At 64.9% G+C, this 17214-nt stretch carries 17 protein-coding genes; 9 read left to right on the forward strand and 8 right to left on the reverse strand.

Annotated features, from left to right (window positions below; all coding sequences use genetic code 11):
* Positions 1–15: 15 nt before the first annotated feature.
* Positions 16–2472 carry a TonB-dependent receptor gene (locus O6W96_RS05785; RefSeq protein WP_353468709.1) on the reverse strand — a complete coding sequence of 819 codons (2457 nt, stop codon included), beginning with the start codon at positions 2470–2472 and terminating at the stop codon, positions 16–18.
* A gap of 230 nt (positions 2473–2702) precedes the next feature.
* Here O6W96_RS05785 and O6W96_RS05790 point away from each other — a divergent pair, with 230 nt between their 5' ends.
* Positions 2703–3179 carry an Hsp20 family protein gene (locus O6W96_RS05790; protein ID WP_353468710.1) on the forward strand — a complete coding sequence of 159 codons (477 nt, stop codon included), beginning with the start codon at positions 2703–2705 and terminating at the stop codon, positions 3177–3179.
* Positions 3180–3278: 99 nt separating this feature from the next.
* On the opposite strand, the gene O6W96_RS05795 is transcribed toward O6W96_RS05790, so the two are convergent.
* Positions 3279–4913: a CTP synthase gene (locus O6W96_RS05795; protein WP_060526950.1), complete on the reverse strand. Its 1635-nt coding sequence runs from the start codon at positions 4911–4913 to the stop codon at positions 3279–3281.
* Positions 4914–4998: 85 nt separating this feature from the next.
* Positions 4999–5397 (reverse strand): preprotein translocase subunit SecG, encoded by a 399-nt coding sequence (secG, locus tag O6W96_RS05800; protein ID WP_353468711.1) that lies wholly within the window; start codon positions 5395–5397, stop codon positions 4999–5001.
* A gap of 246 nt (positions 5398–5643) precedes the next feature.
* Between secG and O6W96_RS05805 the strand changes: the two genes are divergently transcribed.
* From O6W96_RS05805 to eda, 8 genes are all read left to right on the forward strand, one after another.
* Positions 5644–5988, forward strand: a complete 345-nt coding sequence (locus O6W96_RS05805; RefSeq protein ID WP_056486087.1) for a MarR family transcriptional regulator — start codon at positions 5644–5646, stop codon at positions 5986–5988.
* Complete coding sequence (locus O6W96_RS05810) at positions 5954–6334, forward strand: SH3 domain-containing protein (RefSeq protein ID WP_353468712.1); 381 nt, start codon at positions 5954–5956, stop codon at positions 6332–6334. Before O6W96_RS05805 ends, O6W96_RS05810 begins: the two co-directional genes overlap by 35 nt.
* Entirely contained in the window at positions 6331–7254 is a 924-nt protein-coding gene (gene argC, locus O6W96_RS05815) for an N-acetyl-gamma-glutamyl-phosphate reductase (RefSeq protein WP_353468713.1), read from the forward strand. Before O6W96_RS05810 ends, argC begins: the two co-directional genes overlap by 4 nt.
* Before the next feature lie 45 nt (positions 7255–7299).
* Positions 7300–8763: a glucose-6-phosphate dehydrogenase gene (gene zwf / locus O6W96_RS05820; RefSeq protein WP_353468714.1), complete on the forward strand. Its 1464-nt coding sequence runs from the start codon at positions 7300–7302 to the stop codon at positions 8761–8763.
* Positions 8764–8934: 171 nt separating this feature from the next.
* Positions 8935–9639, forward strand: coding sequence for a 6-phosphogluconolactonase (pgl, locus tag O6W96_RS05825; RefSeq protein ID WP_353468715.1), 705 nt, complete (start codon positions 8935–8937; stop codon positions 9637–9639).
* Positions 9640–9641: 2 nt separating this feature from the next.
* A complete protein-coding gene (edd, locus tag O6W96_RS05830) occupies positions 9642–11456 on the forward strand; it encodes a phosphogluconate dehydratase (RefSeq protein ID WP_353468716.1) in 1815 nt (604 codons plus the stop codon).
* 154 nt (positions 11457–11610) lie between these two features.
* On the forward strand, positions 11611–12579 hold the full coding sequence (gene glk, locus O6W96_RS05835; protein ID WP_353468717.1) for a glucokinase: 969 nt from the start codon (positions 11611–11613) through the stop codon (positions 12577–12579).
* Positions 12576–13184 (forward strand): bifunctional 4-hydroxy-2-oxoglutarate aldolase/2-dehydro-3-deoxy-phosphogluconate aldolase, encoded by a 609-nt coding sequence (eda, locus tag O6W96_RS05840; protein WP_353468718.1) that lies wholly within the window; start codon positions 12576–12578, stop codon positions 13182–13184. Before glk ends, eda begins: the two co-directional genes overlap by 4 nt.
* Before the next feature lie 104 nt (positions 13185–13288).
* Here eda and mltG read toward each other — a convergent pair whose 3' ends face one another.
* The 5 genes from mltG to O6W96_RS05865 all read right to left on the reverse strand — a co-directional run bounded on the left by mltG (position 13289) and on the right by O6W96_RS05865 (position 17199).
* Entirely contained in the window at positions 13289–14257 is a 969-nt protein-coding gene (mltG, locus tag O6W96_RS05845; protein ID WP_353468719.1) for an endolytic transglycosylase MltG, read from the reverse strand.
* Positions 14258–14328: 71 nt separating this feature from the next.
* Positions 14329–15591 carry a beta-ketoacyl-ACP synthase II gene (gene fabF, locus O6W96_RS05850; RefSeq protein WP_056050875.1) on the reverse strand — a complete coding sequence of 421 codons (1263 nt, stop codon included), beginning with the start codon at positions 15589–15591 and terminating at the stop codon, positions 14329–14331.
* A gap of 121 nt (positions 15592–15712) precedes the next feature.
* Positions 15713–15949, reverse strand: coding sequence for an acyl carrier protein (locus O6W96_RS05855; protein WP_031393971.1), 237 nt, complete (start codon positions 15947–15949; stop codon positions 15713–15715).
* Between the two features lie 77 nt (positions 15950–16026).
* Entirely contained in the window at positions 16027–16767 is a 741-nt protein-coding gene (fabG, locus tag O6W96_RS05860; RefSeq protein ID WP_353468720.1) for a 3-oxoacyl-[acyl-carrier-protein] reductase, read from the reverse strand.
* Between the two features lie 3 nt (positions 16768–16770).
* Positions 16771–17199, reverse strand: coding sequence for a GxxExxY protein (locus O6W96_RS05865; protein WP_353468721.1), 429 nt, complete (start codon positions 17197–17199; stop codon positions 16771–16773).
* Between the last annotated feature and the right edge of the window lie 15 nt (positions 17200–17214).

Genomic DNA, 17214 nt, shown 5'->3' on the forward strand with positions numbered 1-17214 from the left:
AAAACGCGCGTAGGATCAGAACGAGCGCGACACGGTCAGGCCATAGGTGCGCGGATCGCCGGGCTGTCCGACGACGAGCCCTGTGCTGCCCGACTGGAGCGCGAGCACTTCGTAATAATTGTGATCGAAGGCGTTGCGCAGCCAGCCGAACACGTTCCAGCTGTCCTTCGCCTTGAATCCCAAGCGGAAGTTGCTGAGCGCATATCCCTTGATGTCGGTGTAGGCCGAGCGCGACGGGTTGGACGAGAAGGTCGAGCGGTAGCTGCCGTCATAGCCAAGATACACCTGACCATCGAGTCCACCGATCGTGGCCGGCAGGTCGTACTCTGCGCCGTAGGAGAACGCCCATTTCGACACGCCGGGCAGGCGCTGGCCGGAGATGTCGCAATTGGCCGGGCTATAGGACGGTGTCGTCGATGTTCCCGCCTGACCGGCCGGGCTGGCGGGATGCGTCGCATCGGCGGTGGTACCGCCGGACAGTTCGGGCGGGCACGGTGCATCGACGAACTTGACGTATTTTGCGTCGGTATAGGCGCCGTTGGCGTAGACGCTGAACCGGTCGGTGGGGCGGAAGGCCGAATCGAACTCCAGACCGCGGGTCCGGACCTTGCCGGCGTTGGCGAGATAGCCGCGCAACACGCCAAGCTGCCCGTTGGTGACGGTGGCCTGGTAGTCGCTGATCTCGGTCCAGAACCCAGCAAGATTGAGCGTCAGCCGGCGATCCAGGAACTGCGTCTTCAGACCAAGCTCGAAATGGTTGACCTTTTCAGGCTTCACCGTGGCAGCCGACAGGATCGGGTTGTTGCTTCCGTCTAGCGGCAGGCCCGATAGGTTGATCCCGCCCGACTTGTAGCTGCGCGCGTAGGTCGCATAAGCATGGATGTCTGACGTCACGGTGTAGGCCGCCGTGATATCGCCCGACAGGTTCCAATTGTCGAAATCGGGCTGGTAGCTCTGCGGCGCGAGTACGCCGCGCTGGTCGTTGAATCTTGCCTCACCGGTGACGAGTTCGCCGGCACCGGTCGTCACGACCGAGACATAATCACCCTTCTTCTTGTCGTAGTTGAGCCGCAGGCCCGGCGCGATCTGGAACCGGTCGCTGACGTTCCAGGTCAGCTTGCCGAACAGCGCCGCGCTGGTGTTGGTAAAGCCGATGGTGTTGCGTGCGGTGAGCCCGTTCAGCGTCGCCGGACTCTTGCCGCCCGCGCTGGTCGGATTGAGCAGGAACGCACTTGCCGCCGGCCCCTGCACCTGAAGCCCCTGCGTATCGATCGTCTGGTAGAAATAGAACGCGCCAAGCACGTAATCGAGCGTGTGCTTGCCGTTCGAAGCGATCCGCAGCTCCTGGCTGTACTGCGTCTGCTGCGACGGATTGGCGGAGACGGTGGTGATCGGCAGGCCGATGAAATCGCGGTCGTTCGACGGATCCCAATGCCAGAACCGCCACGCGCTGACCGAAGTGATCGTCGCCGCACCGAGATCGAGATTGCCGAGCAGCGACACGCCCCCCAGTTCCTGCTTCGCGCGCAACGGCGTGTCGACATCGGTCACGCGGTCGAACGCGCTGGTGGACGGCACGACATAGCCCTGCGCGGCGGCGAGGGCGGCGTATTGGCGGGTGAGCGGGCGCTGGGTGGCGCCGGTGCGCGCGTAATATTGCACGCAGCAATTCGGATTCTGCTGGCCGTAGTCGCCCGACAATGCCAGATCGAGATTGTCGGTCGGCTTCCAGTATAGCTGTCCGCGGACGCTCTTATTGTCCTGCGCGTTAAGGTCCTTGCCGGTCGCGACATTGTGGATCGTGCCGTCGCGCTCGGTTACCGACGCGGACAGCCGGATCGCGAGCTTATCGGGGATCAGCGGGCCGGATACCGAGGCCTTGGCCTGGATGAACTGGTAGTTGCCGGTGGTGAGTTCGATCCGCGCCTCGGGCGTGAAGCTGGGCTTGCGCGTCGTGATGTTGATCGCGCCGGCAGTGGTGTTCTTGCCGTAGAGCGTGCCCTGAGGCCCGCGGAGGACTTCGATCCGCTCGGTGTCGGTGAAGTCGAACGTCGCCGACGCGATGCGGCTGTAATAGACCTGGTCGACATAGATGCCGACGCCCTGCTCAATTCCGTCGTTGGTCAGACCGAACGGCGCACCAAGGCCACGGATGTTGGCGGCGGAGTTGCGCGGGTTGGTCGAGTAGAATTGCAGCGTCGGCTGAAGCTGCGTGAGACGGTTGACATTGTACGCGCCGGTTTCGGCAAGCGCGGTGCCGCCGATGACGGACATTGCGATGGGAACGGTCTGGATGGTCTCGGCGCGGCGGCGGGCCGTGACGACGATATCGCCACCGCCACCCTGCTGCTGGTTGCCCAAGCGACCGCTCGCTGGTTCGGCAGCGGGCGTCTGCGGAGCGGTCGACTGGTCTGACGGCGTAGACACGGTAGCGACCTGACCGGCCAGCAGCAGCGCAAGCGTTAGCGACATGAAGTTTTTCCCCTGAACCTTGGCGCGCAAAGTCTACTGTTCAGGGGGATATTCAATGACGGTATCTCTTTGGCCGCGGAAAGCCGGCCTTTCTCGATTTTTTAAGGCGGCTCTTGACGCTCGAAAACGGCTTACCAGATCACCGCCGCGCGGCGCCTGATGGGCCGTGCGCCTGGGTCGCGCACAGGCGGATCCGGGCTTCGACAAATTGCTCAGACGAGGATTTTGATATGCGACTCGACCTTACCCCCTATCGCCGCTCGACCGTCGGGTTCGATCGGCTGTTCGACATGATCGAGACGAACGCGCGCGCCGCGACGTCCGACAATTACCCGCCGTTCAACCTCGAGCGGATCGCGCAGGACCGCTACCGCATCACGCTCGCGGTCGCCGGGTTCGCCCGCGACGAGATCGCGATCACCGCGCAGCAGAACCTGTTGCTGGTCGCGGGCAAGAAGGACGAGACCGCGTCCGAGGGGCAGTTGCTTCATGTCGGGATCGCCAACCGCTCGTTCGAACGACGCTTCGAACTGGCCGATTTCGTGCTGGTGCAGGATGCGCGGCTGAACGACGGACTGCTGGTGATCGATCTGGTGCGTGAAGTACCCGAGGCGATGAAGCCCAAGAGCATCGCGATCAAGACAGGCGCGCCGCTCGCTGCCGTCGATACGACGACCGACACCACTGCCATCGAGCAGGCGGCGTAACAGCATGTCCTTCCGCTAAGGGAGGAACCCGGTTGCGGAAGGGTGAGGCGCAATGTGCTCACCCTTCCCACCACGCCCCCTCCTCGTGGGAGAGGGCGTTTAGACTAGGCGACTCTGCTTGACTGCGGCTTCGATGAAGCTCGCGAACAGCGGATGTGGATCGAACGGCTTGGACTTCAGCTCCGGATGGAACTGCACGCCGACGAACCAGGGGTGGTCGGGGCGTTCGACGATCTCCGGCAGCGTGCCGTCGGGGGACATGCCCGAGAAGACGAGGCCGCCCTGCTCCAGCGCTTCCTTGTAGCCGGTGTTGACCTCATAGCGGTGACGATGGCGCTCCGAAATTTCGGTGCCGCCGTATATCGACGCCACGACGCTGTTGCCGTCGAGCTTCGCGTCATACGCGCCGAGCCGCATCGTGCCGCCCATGTCGCCCTCGGCAGCACGCGTCTCGAGGCCTTCGCGGCCCATCCATTCGGTGATCATGCCGACCACCGGCTCGTCGGTCGGGCCGAACTCGGTCGACGAGGCATTGGGGATGCCGGCGAGATCGCGCGCGCCCTCGACGCAGGCCATCTGCATCCCGAAGCAGATGCCGAAATACGGGATCTTCCGCTCGCGCGCGAACTTGACGGAGGCGATCTTGCCCTCCGCGCCACGTTCGCCGAACGCGCCGGGGACGAGAATCGCGTCGCACGGCTCGAGCTGTCCGGCGATGTCGCTCTCGGCATTCTCGAACAGCTCGGCATCGATCCAGCGGACGTTGACCTTCACCCGATTCGCGATGCCGCCGTGGACCAGCGCTTCGTTGAGCGACTTGTATGCATCCTGGAGCCCGACATATTTGCCGACCACGCCGATCGTGACTTCGCCTTGCGGGTTGGTCAGGCGGTCCATGATCTCGGTCCAGCGCGACAGGTCGGGCGCCTCGGCGGGCTCGATCCCGAACGCGCGCAGCACTTCGATGTCGAGGCCTTCGCCGTGATACTGGAGCGGCACCGCGTAGATGCTCTTCGCGTCGAGCGCGGGAATCACCGCGCTGGCGGGCACGTTGCAGAACAACGCGATCTTGGCGCGCTCCGACGGCGGCAGCGGGTGTTCGCAGCGGCAGACCAGCACGTCGGGCTGAACGCCGAGCGCCGCAAGTTCCCGGACCGAATGCTGGGTCGGTTTGGTCTTCAGCTCGCCGGCGGCGGCGATGTACGGGACCAGCGTCACGTGAATGCTGATCGCGTTGCCGCGGCCTTCCTCGTTCTTAAGCTGGCGAATCGCCTCGATGAACGGGAGCGATTCGATATCGCCGACGGTGCCGCCGATCTCGCAGAGGATGAAATCGATGCCGTCGGTCTCGGCGCGCGCGAACGCCTTGATCGCGTCGGTGACGTGCGGAATGACCTGCACGGTCGCACCGAGATAATCGCCGCGGCGCTCGCGTGTGATGATCTGCTGATAGATGCGGCCCGAGGTGACGTTGTCCGACTGGCGCGAGGGAACGCCGGTGAAGCGCTCGTAATGGCCGAGGTCGAGGTCGGTCTCGGCGCCATCATCCGTGACGTACACCTCGCCGTGCTGATACGGCGACATCGTGCCGGGATCGACGTTCAGATACGGATCGAACTTCCGAATCCTGACGGTATACCCGCGTGCCTGGAGGAGGGCGGCAAGCGATGCCGCCATGAGACCTTTACCGAGCGACGAAACCACGCCCCCGGTGATGAAAATGTACCGAGCCATGGGAAGAGTCTCGTAGCGTGTGTTGGGGACGAACGACAAGAGCCCCGCGGATCACGCAGGGGCCTTTTATCGGCGAATGGAGTGTTTAGCGGGCGAGTGGGACCGCAGAATTGTCAGTTGGCGTGGTGGTGGTGCCGGCGGGAACGCCAGCATTCTCGGCACCGCCAGCGAACGGAGCCGCGTCACCCTTGGGCTGCGCAGTCGGAACGGCAGTCGCCGCCGCCGGAGTGCGGGCGAGCGACGTGTCGATCGTGGTGGTGCGGTGATTCGCCGCGAGAACCGCGAGCAGGATCGAGAACAGCACGAACATCGTCGCGAGGACGCCGGTCGCGCGGGTCAGGAAATCGGCCGCGCCGCGTGCCGACATAAGGCCCGACGGACTGCCGCCCATGCCCAGACCGCCGCCTTCCGAGCGCTGCATGAGGATCACCGTGACGAGGGCGGCCGCGATGATCGCGTGGATGACGAGCAGAAAGGCGAACATTGCGCGGAAAACCCCGGAACTTTTGCGAAGGCGCGCACATAGGCGACGTCGCGGTTTCGATCAACCAGGTGATCGACCGCGACGCTGCCTCCGCATATCGCAAGGCAATCGCAAAACTACGGAAACATGACGTCCGGGCGGCGTTGTGAACCCGTAATGACGCTCATGACTGGGTATCGTGCACATAAATTCAGATGGCGGATCAACGCTGTGGCATCAATGGCAGCCAATACCTTATCGACCTGGATGACCGCTCTGGTGGATTATGTCCGCTCGGGTGAACCCGATCTGACCAATCGTCAGATGGCGCTTCTTCTACTCGTTTATCTCAAACCGGGGCCGCATACGGTCCGCGGGCTTGCCCGTGCGCTGAACGTATCGAAGCCGGTCGTCACGCGCGCCTTGAACAGATTGGGTGCCCTCGGCTATCTGCGCCGGCAACGCGACGATAGCGACAAGCGCAACATCTTCGTCGCGCGCACGACCGAAGGGGCAGATTTTCTTGAAGAGTTCGGGCAATTCATCGGCGACGGCCCAGCCCCAGCCGGCACTGGCAGTGGATCTGGTGGCCGCGCAGCCGCTCACGCTTGAGCCATTCGACGACCAGGCCCGCACGAGCTTTTCGCTGACGGGCCGCTCGGTCGACCTCGACCCTCGTACCCACGCGGTTCGCCGCGATATCGCCGATATTCGCCTCGCCGAATACGTATTCGCTCCACACTATGCCGTGCCGATGATACGGCCCGTCGCGCGCACAGCTTTGTTGCGCAGCGGACGAGACGAAGCGAGCGATACGATGGTCGACCTCAACCCTGGCGACAGTTTCGAAGTGCTGGAGATTGCCGGCATTTCCGCATGGGGCGTTGCGCGCCCGAGTGGGCTGGTCGGCTATGTCGAGGCCGCTGCGCTCGACCTTTCGACGACGGACGCGGCATGACCACGGTCTTCATCGATGGCGCGGTCGGCACCACCGGGCTCGAAATCCGCGAACGGCTCGCCGGCCGGACCGACATCACGCTGGCGCTGCTGGCGGAAGACCGGCGCAAGGATCCGGTGGCGCGGCGCGAGGCGCTGAACGATGCTGATTTCGTCATCCTATGCCTGCCGGACGAGGCATCGCGCGAAGCCGTCACGCTGATCGACAATGCGCGCACCCGCGTCATCGACGCATCCAGCGCACACCGCGTCGCTGCCGGCTGGACCTACGGCTTCCCCGAGTTGCCGGGCCAGGCGGAGAAGGTCGCGACCGCGATGCGCGTGTCGAACCCCGGCTGCTACCCCACCGGTTTCCTCGCGCTTGTCGCGCCTCTGATCGCGGCCGGTCTCATCCCCGCCGACCTCCCGCTGAGCGTTAACGCGACCTCTGGTTACTCGGGCGGCGGCAAGGCGATGATCGCGGCGTTCGAGAATGGCGAGCCTGCGACGGCCTTCCGCGCCTACGCGCTAGGCCTTGCGCACAAGCATATCGCCGAGATGACCCAGCATGCGGGCCTAACGCACGCACCGATCTTCGCACCCGCCGTGGCGAATACGTATCGCGGCATGGTCGTCGAAGTGCCGTTGCACCTCCACGCCCTGCCCGGCCGCCCTACGCTCGCGGCGATCGAAGACGTGTTGCGCGGTGCGTTCGATGGCTCGAAGCTCATCTCGGTTGCCCCCGGCGATATCGGCTCGGTCGATATCGAAGAGAATGCAGGGACCGATCGTCTGACGCTGCGGGTATGTGGCAACGACGCCGTCGGTCATGCGCGGCTGGTCGCGACGCTCGACAATCTCGGAAAGGGCGCCGGCGGTGCCGCGGTCCAGAACCTCAACATCATGGCCGGGGTCGATCCCGTAGCCGGCCTCGTTTTCTAGGACCGGCGTTTTCCGCCCGGTCCATCGCCAAATCCAGGAGCTTCCATGCACCGTAATCCCGTAGCCAAGCTGCTCCTGTTCGGCGCGACCGGCGATCTCGCGCAGCGCATGCTGCTGCCCTCGCTCTATGGGCTGCACGCCGATGGGTTGCTGCCCGAGGAACTGACGATCACCGGTGCCGCGCGTCATGAGCATGACGACAAGGATTACCGCAAGTTCGCCAAGAAGGCGCTCGACGAGTTCCTGCCCGAGGATCGCAAGGACGAAAGCGCGATCGGGACGTTCCTCGACCGGATCTTCTACCAGCCAACCGACCTGTCGGATCCGGCGAGCTTCCAGCCGCTGGCGGACAAGATCGGCGATATCTCCGGCGGGCTGGCGATCTACCTGTCGACCGCGCCATCGCTGTTCGAGGCCGCGATCGAAGGTCTGCATAAGGTGGGTCTTGCCGGCGAGACGGTCCGCGTCGGACTCGAGAAGCCGCTCGGCTACGACCTTGAGACGAGCCGCGAGATCAACGATGCGGTCGCGAAGGCTTTCCCGGAAGATCGGACCTATCGGATCGATCATTATCTCGGCAAGGAAACCGTCCAGAACATCCTCGCGCTGCGCTTCGGCAACTCGTTCTTCGAGCCGGTGTGGAACGCGCAAGGGATCGACAACGTCCAGATCACGATCTCGGAGACGGTCGGGCTCGAAGAGCGCGCGGGCTATTACGAGACGGCGGGTGCGCTGCGCGACATGGTCGCCAACCATATGCTCCAGTTGCTCGCGCTGATCGCAATGGAGCCGCCCGCACGCTTCGAGGGCACGGATGTCCGCGACGAAAAGTCGAAGGTGTTTCGCTCGCTGCGCATGATCAAGCCCGAGGAGGTCCCGCACGTCACGGTCACCGGCCAGTACGGCGAAGGCGCGGTAAAGGGGAAGTTCGTCAAGAGCTACTCGGATGAACTCGGCCAACCATCGACCACCGAGACGTTCGTCGCGATCAAGGCGCATGTCGACAACTGGCGCTGGCAGGGCGTGCCATTCTATCTGCGCACTGGCAAGCGCATGGCGACGCGCCGCAGCGAGATCGCGATCCAGTTCAAGGCGGTGCCGCATTCAATGTTCGCCGGGCGTGGCGGGTTGTTGCAACCCAACATGCTGATCATCCGCCTCCAGCCGGAGGAATATATCCAGCTGCTCGTGATGGCGAAGGAACCGGGTCTCGACCGCGAGGGCGTCCGCCTACGCGAGGTTCCGCTGAACCTGAGCATGGATGCCGAGTTCGCCGGCTCGCGTCGGCGGATCGCGTATGAGCGGCTGCTGCTCGACCTGATCGAGGGCGACCAGACCTTGTTCGTGCGCCGTGACGAGGTCGAGGCGCAATGGACCTGGATCGACGCGATCCGCGAGGGCTGGAAGGCCAACGCGATGAAGCCCAAGAGCTATGCCTCGGGTAGCTGGGGTCCGTCGGCCGCGATCGCGCTGACCGAGCGCGACGGCGTGACCTGGCAGGACGACTGAGTTTGTTTCTTTCCGTTCGTCCCGAGTAGCCTTCGAGCGAAGTCGAGAAGGCGTATCGAGGGATCGGCCCGATTGTGGCATTGTACCTCGATACGGGCTCTCGGCTTCGCTCGATCCCTACTCGGCACGAACGGCATTTTTGACAGCAATTTTCTGAGTGAGTTCAAGTTTATGACCGAAATCGAATGGTGGGAATATGACGACGCGGGCGAGCTCGCCAACGCAGTTGCGGGCGATATCCAGTTCGTCATCGAGAGCGCACTCGACGCGCGCGGCTCGGCAGTGATCGCGCTGGCGGGCGGCAAGACGCCGTTCGCTGCGTATGAGAAGCTCGCCCAGGCGAAGCTCGACTGGAAGAAGGTCACGATCATCCCCGGCGACGAGCGGATCGTGAAGCTCGGCGATCCGCTGTCCAACGTAACCGCGCTGGCGAAGATCTTCCTGCCCAAGGGTGCGCGCGTGAAGCCGATCGTCCCCGAGGCGATGTCCGACTACAAGGCGGCCGGTCGCTCGGCGGATGCGCTGATGCAGGACCTGCACTGGCCGCTCGACTTCTGCCTGCTCGGCATGGGCGGCGACGGACATACCGCGTCGATCTTCCCCGGTCCCGATTACGACGAGGCGCTGAGCGGCCCGAAGGAACGTCGCGCGCTCGGCGTGATGCCAGATCCGCTGCCGCCCGAAGCACCGCTGGCACGCGTGACGCTGTCGGCTGCCGCCATCGCATCGTCGAAGGCGCTGATGATCATGATCACCGGCGACGCGAAAAAGAAGGTCCTCGAAGTGGCGATCGAACAGGGGCCGTCGTCGTCCTACCCGATCGGCCGCGTACTCGCTGAGGTCGAGCTGCCGGTCGACGTGCACTGGGCGCCGTGACGATGCTGAACGCCGTCGTCTCCGCGGTCACCGACCGGATCATCGAGCGCTCGCGCGACAGCCGCGCCGCCTATCTCGCGTTGATCGAGCGCGAGGCGGCGGCGCAGGTCCGGCGCCCGGGTCTGGGCTGTGCGAACCTTGCGCACGCCTATGCCGGGACCGAGGAAGACCGCGACGCGATGAAGGCCGATGCCGGCATGAACATCGGCATCGTCACCGCGTATAACGACATGCTGTCGGCTCACGCTGTCTATTATCGCTACCCCGAGCTGATGAAAATCTGGGCGCGCGAAGCGGGTGCGACCGCGCAGGTCGCGGGCGGCGTGCCGGCGATGTGCGACGGCGTGACGCAAGGCTATCCGGGGATGGAGCTGTCGCTGTTCAGCCGCGACACGATTGCGCTGAGCACCGCGATTGCGCTGTCTCACGGCACGTTCGAGGGTGCCGCGCTGCTCGGCATCTGCGACAAGATCGTGCCGGGTTTGCTAATGGGCGCGCTGCGCTTCGGGCATTTGCCGATGGTACTGATTCCCGGCGGGCCGATGCCGACCGGCTTGCCGAACAAGGCCAAGGCTGCGGTCCGCGAGAAATTCGCGGAAGGGCTGGTCGGGCGTGACGAGCTGCTCGAAGCCGAGATCGGCGCGTATCATTCGAAGGGCACGTGCACCTTCTACGGCACGGCGAACACCAACCAGATGATGATGGAGGTCATGGGCCTCCACATGCCGGGCGCGGCGTTCGTCAATCCGGGCACCAAGCTGCGCCAGGAACTGACGCGGGCGGCGGTGCACCGGCTGGCGAAGATCGGCGCGCGCGGCGATGCGTATCGGCCGCTCGGGCATTGCGTTGACGAGAAGGCGATCGTGAACGCCGCGGTCGGCCTGCTCGCGACGGGTGGCTCGACCAATCACCTGCTCCACGTTCCAGCGATCGCGCGCGCTGCGGGGATCATTATCGACTGGGAGGATTTCGACCGCCTCTCTTGCGCGGTCCCGCTGATCGCGCGCGTCTATCCCAACGGCTCGGCGGACGTGAACGCGTTCGAAGCGGCGGGCGGCATGCCCTATGTGATCCGCGAGCTGCTCGGCGAAGGGCTGTTACACGGCGACATCATGACGATCGGCGGCGAGGACCTGTCGGCGTATGCGAAGACCGCGGTGGTCGACGGCGACACGCTCGGCTGGCGCGACACGCCCGACAGTGGCGACGAGACGATCCTGCGTCCTGCGACCGCGCCGTTCTCGCCGGATGGCGGCATGCGGATCCTCGCGGGCAATATCGGCCGTGCGTGCATCAAGGTGTCGGCGGTCGAGCGCGAGCGGTGGATCGTCGAGGCGCCTGCGGTGGTGTTCAACGACCAGTTGGATGTGATCGAGGCGTTCAAGCGGGGCGAGTTGGACAAGGACGTCGTCGTCGTCGTCCGGTTCCAAGGGCCGCGCGCGAACGGGATGCCGGAGCTGCACAAGCTTACGCCGCCGCTGGGAGTGTTGCAGAATCGCGGGTTCAAGGTTGCGCTGGTCACTGACGGACGCATGTCGGGGGCGAGCGGGAAAGTGCCGTGCGCGATCCATTGCTCGCCCGAGGCGCTGCTCGATGGTGCGATCGGGTTGATCCGAGACGGTGACATGATCCGGGTGGACGCAGTTAAGGGTACGCTGGAGGCACTGGTCGATGCCGACGAGTGGGCGACGCGCCGCATGGTCGCGATACCGCCGCCGGTTAGTGGCATGGGCCGCGAGCTGTTCGGCATGTTCCGCGGGCTTGCCGACGAGGCCGAAAAGGGTGCGTCGGCAATGCTGGCGGGCGCTGGGCTTTAGAACGTCACACACGCCGCCGTCGCCTCAGCCACACCCCGTCATCCCGGCGAAAGCCGGGACCTCGCTCCACGGGGACGGACTATGCGGCTTGAGATCCCAGCTTTCGTTGGGATGACGGGGGCGGCGGTAATGATAAAATCGGACGGAGGATGACATGGAAATCGTAGCGGCGGATATCGGCGGCACGCATGCGCGCTTCGCGATCGCCGAGGTCGAGAACGGACGCGTCGTGTCGCTCGGCGAGCCTGCGACGCTGAAGACCGCAGACCATGCGTCGTTGCAAACCGCGTACCAGGCGTTCGAGGCGGGCCTCGGCCGTCCCCTCCCCCGCGCGCTCGCGATCGCGGTCGCATCGCCGGTCGCGAACGATGTCATCCGGCTGACCAACAACCCGTGGATCATCCGCAAGTCGCTGATCACCGAACGGCTGAAGGCCGACCAGTGGGTGGTCGTCAACGATTTCGGCGCGGTCGGTCATGCCGTCGCACAGGTGCCCAGCAGCGACTTCATTCATCTCTGCGGGCCCGATACGCCGCTGCCATCCGAGGGCATCACGACGATCTGCGGTCCCGGCACCGGGCTCGGCGTCGCGCAGTTGCTGCGGCGCAAGAACGGCTATCAGGTCCTGGAGACCGAGGGCGGGCACATGGACTTCGCCCCGCTCGACGGGATCGAGGATGCGCTGCTGAAGCGGCTACGAAAGACGTTCACGCGGGTTTCGGCGGAGCGCGTCGTCGCCGGGCCCGGCATCGTCGCGATCTACGAGACGCTCGCCGCTTTGGAAGGCCGCGCGGTGCCAAGTCATGACGACAAGACGATCTGGACCGAGGCGATCGACGGTACCGATTCGATCGCGCTCGCCGCGCTCGACCGGTTCTGCCTCGCGCTCGGCGCAGTCGCTGGCGATCTCGCGTTGGCGCAAGGCGCAAAGGCGGTCGTGATCGCAGGCGGCTTAGGCTTCCGGATCAAGGATCGTCTGATTCGCTCGGGCTTCGACCAGCGGTTCGTCGCCAAGGGTCGTTTCCAGGGCATGATGGCGGCGTTGCCCGTCAAGCTCATCACCCATCCCCAGCCCGGCCTGTTCGGCGCCGCGGCCGCCTTTGCACAGGAACATACCCAATGACCGCCACTATCGCCGACATCATGCAGACCAGCGCCGTCATCCCGGTGCTGGTGATCGAGGACGCCGCGCTCGCACGACCGCTCGCCGAGGCGCTGGTTGCCGGCGGTCTGCGCGTGCTCGAGGTGACGTTGCGCACCGGCGCCGCGCTGGAGGCGATCGCCGAGATGAAGAAGGTGCCGGGCGCGATCGTCGGCGCGGGGACCGTCGTCAACACGCAGCAGTTTGCGCAGGTCCGCGATGCTGGCGCGGAGTTCATCGTCTCGCCGGGCCTGACCGAACGCCTCGCCACGCCGATCATCGAGAGCGGTATTCCGTTCCTGCCGGGGATCGCCAACGCCGCGGACATCATGACCGGACTCGACCTGGGGCTGACGCACTTCAAGTTCTTCCCGGCCGAGGCGAATGGCGGATTGAAGGCGCTGAAGGCCTTGGCGGCGCCGTTCTACCAGTGCAGCTTCTGCCCGACCGGTGGCATTACCGAGGCGAGCGCGCCCGAGTGGCTGGCGTTCAAGCCGGTGCTCTGCGTGGGGGGGAGCTGGGTAACCGGCGGGACGATGGCCGAGATCGAGATCAAGGCTCGTGCGGCTAACGCTTTACGGGCCTAGTCGTCATCCCAGCGAAAGCTGGGATCTCGTGCCACACAGTCCGTCCCTGCGGCCTGATATCCCAGCTTTCGCTGGGATGACGAGAGTGAGTCGGAACACCCGCGCTACATCTCACCGCGGGCTTTCCGGATCGCGTACCATTTCTTCACGTTGGCGTTGTGTTCGGCCAGCGTGTTCGCAAACACGTGGCCGCCGGTGCCGTCTGCTACGAAGTAGAGCGCCTGGGTCTGCGCCGGGTCGAGCACCGCGTCGATCGAAGCGCGGCCTGGGTTGGCGATCGGGCCGACTGGCAGGCCGGCTTCGGCGTAGGTGTTGTAGCCGTTCTTCGCATGCAGTTCCGACCGCAGGATGCGACGGCCCAGCGGGCGGCCCTTGGTGATCGGGTAAATCACCGTGGGGTCGGCCTGGAGCGGCATGCCGTTGCGCAGGCGATTGCCGTAGACTGCGGCGACGGTGCGGCGTTCGGAGGGCTTGCCGGTTTCCTTCTCGACGATCGAGGCGAGGATGATCGCCTGTTCTGGCGTGCTCACCGCGATACCGGGCTTGCGCGCGGCCCAGGCCGTGGCGAGGTAGGCCTTCATCGCCGCCTGCATCCGCGTGACAACCGATGCGCGGGTGTCGCCAGCTTGGAAGGCGTAGCTGTCGGGGAGAATCGAGCCTTCCGCCGGGACGGGCACGGTGCCGGTGAGGCCATCCGCCTTCGCCAGCGCGTCATGGACGAGGACGGAAGGATAGCCTTCGGGGACGACGACGAGGCGCTGGACGACCTTGCCGCCCTGCATCAGCTTGAGGATGTCGGACTGGCTGGTGTGCGGCGCAATGCGGTATTCGCCGGCCTTGATCGGGTCGCCCGAGCCGAACACGCGGGCGTACAGGCGGAAGCGTCGAGCCGAGGGGATCGCGCCGGCCTTTTCGAGTTCGGTGGCAGCGCCGGCCAGCGTGCTGCCTTCGCCGATCTGCACGGTCAGCGTGCGGGGAGCTGGGCCAGCGCCGCCCCAGCCTTGGACGACCAGGAACAGCGCTACGACTGCCGCTAGGCCGATGATCAATCCGAGACAGCCGACCTTACGCATTGGTACTCCTTGGATCCCCGTGAAGGCGGGGACCCAGACTGGGCCCCCGCCTTCGCGGGGGGAGCAAGCTATTATCGGACCTTGGTCATCACCAGCGACGCGTTGGTGCCGCCGAAGCCGAACGAATTGTTCAGTACCGCGCGGACTTCGCGCTTCTTGGCCACGTGGGGCACGAGGTCGACCCCCACGCAGCTGTCGCTCGGATTGTCGAGGTTCAGCGTCGGCGGGACGATCTGATCGCGCAGCGCGAGGATGCAGAAGATGCTCTCGACCGCGCCGGCACCGCCGAGCAGATGGCCGATCGCGGACTTGGTCGACGACATCGACAGACCCGAGATCGCATCGCCGAACAGGCGACGGACCGCACCCAGTTCGAGCTCGTCGCCGAGCGGCGTCGAAGTGCCGTGCGCGTTGATGTAATCGATGTCCTCGAGCTTGAGGCCCGACTTCTTGATCGCCATCTGCATCGAGCGGAACGCGCCGTCACCTTCCGGATGCGGTGCGGTCACGTGGTACGCGTCGCCCGACAGGCCGTAGCCGATCACCTCGGCGTACATCTTCGCGCCACGTGCCTTGGCGTGCTCATATTCCTCGAGCACCAGCACGCCGGCACCCTCGCCCATCACGAAGCCGTCGCGATCCTTGTCGTAGGGACGCGAAGCCTTCTCAGGCGAATCGTTGAAGTTGGTCGACAGCGCGCGCGCCTGTGCGAACCCGGCGATGCCGAGCGGGCAGACAGTGCCCTCCGCGCCGCCTGCGAGCATCACGTCGGCATCGTCCATTGCGATCATCCGCGCTGCATCGCCAATGGCGTGCGCGCCGGTCGAGCAGGCGGTGACGACCGCGTGATTCGGACCGCGCAGGCCGTATTTGATCGAGACCTGACCCGAAATCAGGTTGATCAGGCGACCATGGACGAAGTGCGGCGACACGCGACGCGGGCCCTTGGTGTGGAGCACGATCGATTCGCTCTCGATGCCCGGGAGGCCGCCGATGCCCGAGCCGATCGAGACGCCGGCACGCCAGCTCTCTTCAAGCGTCATTTCGGTCAGTCCGGCGTCTTCCAGCGCCTGACCAGCCGCGTCGATGCCGTAGATGATGAACGGATCGACCTGGCGCTGGACCTTGTGGTCGACGCGCTTGCCGGGATCGAAGCCGTACTCGTGGTCGGCCGGCTTCACCTCGCAGGCGATGCGGCACACCTGATCAGACGCGTCGAAGCGCGTGATCGGGCCCGCGCCCGACTTGCCGGCGAGGATATTCGCCCAGGCCGTTTCAACATCCGCCCCCAGGGGGGTGACCAGGCCTAGCCCGGTTACGACGACACGCCGCATGGCTTCAAACTCCGTCTGCTCTCAAAACGAAACGGCTCCCCGCCCTCTTTGCCCAAGGACGGGGAGCCGCTCAAATCACACCCTTCAGGGCAGGTCCAAAGGTTTGAACCCTAGACCCTGATCAGGCCTTGTGCTCGTCGATGTAGGTGATGGCGTCCTTGACGGTCGCGATCTTCTCGGCGGCATCATCGGGGATCTCGACACCGAACTCTTCCTCGAACGCCATGACGAGTTCGACGATGTCGAGGCTGTCTGCGCCCAGGTCGTCGATGAAGCTCGCGTCCTCGGTCACCTTGTCGGCTTCGACGCCGAGATGCTCGACGACGATCTTCTTCACGCGGTCAGCTGTCTCGCTCATGGTAGTTCCCTCTTCAAATCTGGGGGTTTTCGGTATTTCCTGAACGCACCTAGAACGCGGCAGTTCAGCGCGCAAGTTCAGATCATCGCCATCCCGCCGTTCACGTGCACGGTTTGTCCCGTGACATAGCCGGCTTCACGGCTGGCAAGGTACACGATCGCCGCGCCGATGTCTGCGCCTTCGCCGAGCCGGCCGGCCGGAATCTTCGCGGTGAGCGCGGTCTTCTGCGCATCTGGCAGCGCGTCGGTCATCGGCGAGGTGATGAAGCCGGGCGCGACGCAATTGACGGTGATGCCACGGCTGGCGAGTTCCTGCGCCATCGATTTCGACATGCCGATCAGGCCCGCCTTCGATGCGGCGTAGTTCGCCTGGCCGGGATTGCCGGTGACGCCGACGATCGAGGTGACCGAGATCATCCGCCCGAACCTGGCCTTCATCATTGGCTTGGCGGCGGCGCGCATGAGGCGGAACGCGGCTTCGAGATTGACGCGGATGACGCTGTCCCACTCGTCGTCCTTCATCCGCATCGCGAGATTGTCGCGGGTGACGCCGGCGTTGTTGACGAGAACGTCTAGCTTGCCGCCGAGGGCTTCGACGGCTTGCGGGACGAGTGCGTCGACGACAGCGGCGTCGGAGAGGTTGCAGGGGAGCGCGACGTGGTCGCCACCGAGGCTGGCGCGGAAGGCTTCGAGCTTGTCGGCGTTGGAGCCGGATAGCGCCAGGCGTGCGCCCTGAGCGGCCAGGGCCTTGGCGATCTCGGACCCGATCCCGCCGGATGCCCCGGTGACGAGGGCGGTCATGCCTGTGAGGTCGAACATTTGTCAGTCTCCAAGAAGGGTGTTCACGCGGAGACGCGGAGACGCGGAGGGGCGATGGTCGTTGACGATCCGTCGCACACCCTCCTTGAGCGTCGCGCCACCGAAATTGATAAGCAGCCCGACGGGCTGCTTGGTGAGGCGTAGATAAGTCAACAATTGTTTGCCGTGGACTGCGGTCAGTTGCTCTACCGATTTGATTTCAACGAGAAGGCGTTCATCGACCAGGAGATCGATCCTGAAGGCCGCTTCGAACCGCATGCCATCGAATTCGATGTCTACCGGTCGCTGCCGCGCCACGTGGTAACCCAGACTGGCAAGCTTACCCGCCAAGACCAGCTCGTAGACGCTTTCGAGGAGCCCCGGACCCAGCTCGCGGTGGATGCGAAGGGAGAGATCGAGCACATCGCCACTGATCTGATCGATTTCTCTCAAATCTTCTCTCCGCGG

This window comes from Sphingomonas faeni, from assembly GCF_040407495.1.
Lineage (GTDB): Bacteria > Pseudomonadota > Alphaproteobacteria > Sphingomonadales > Sphingomonadaceae > Sphingomonas > Sphingomonas faeni_D.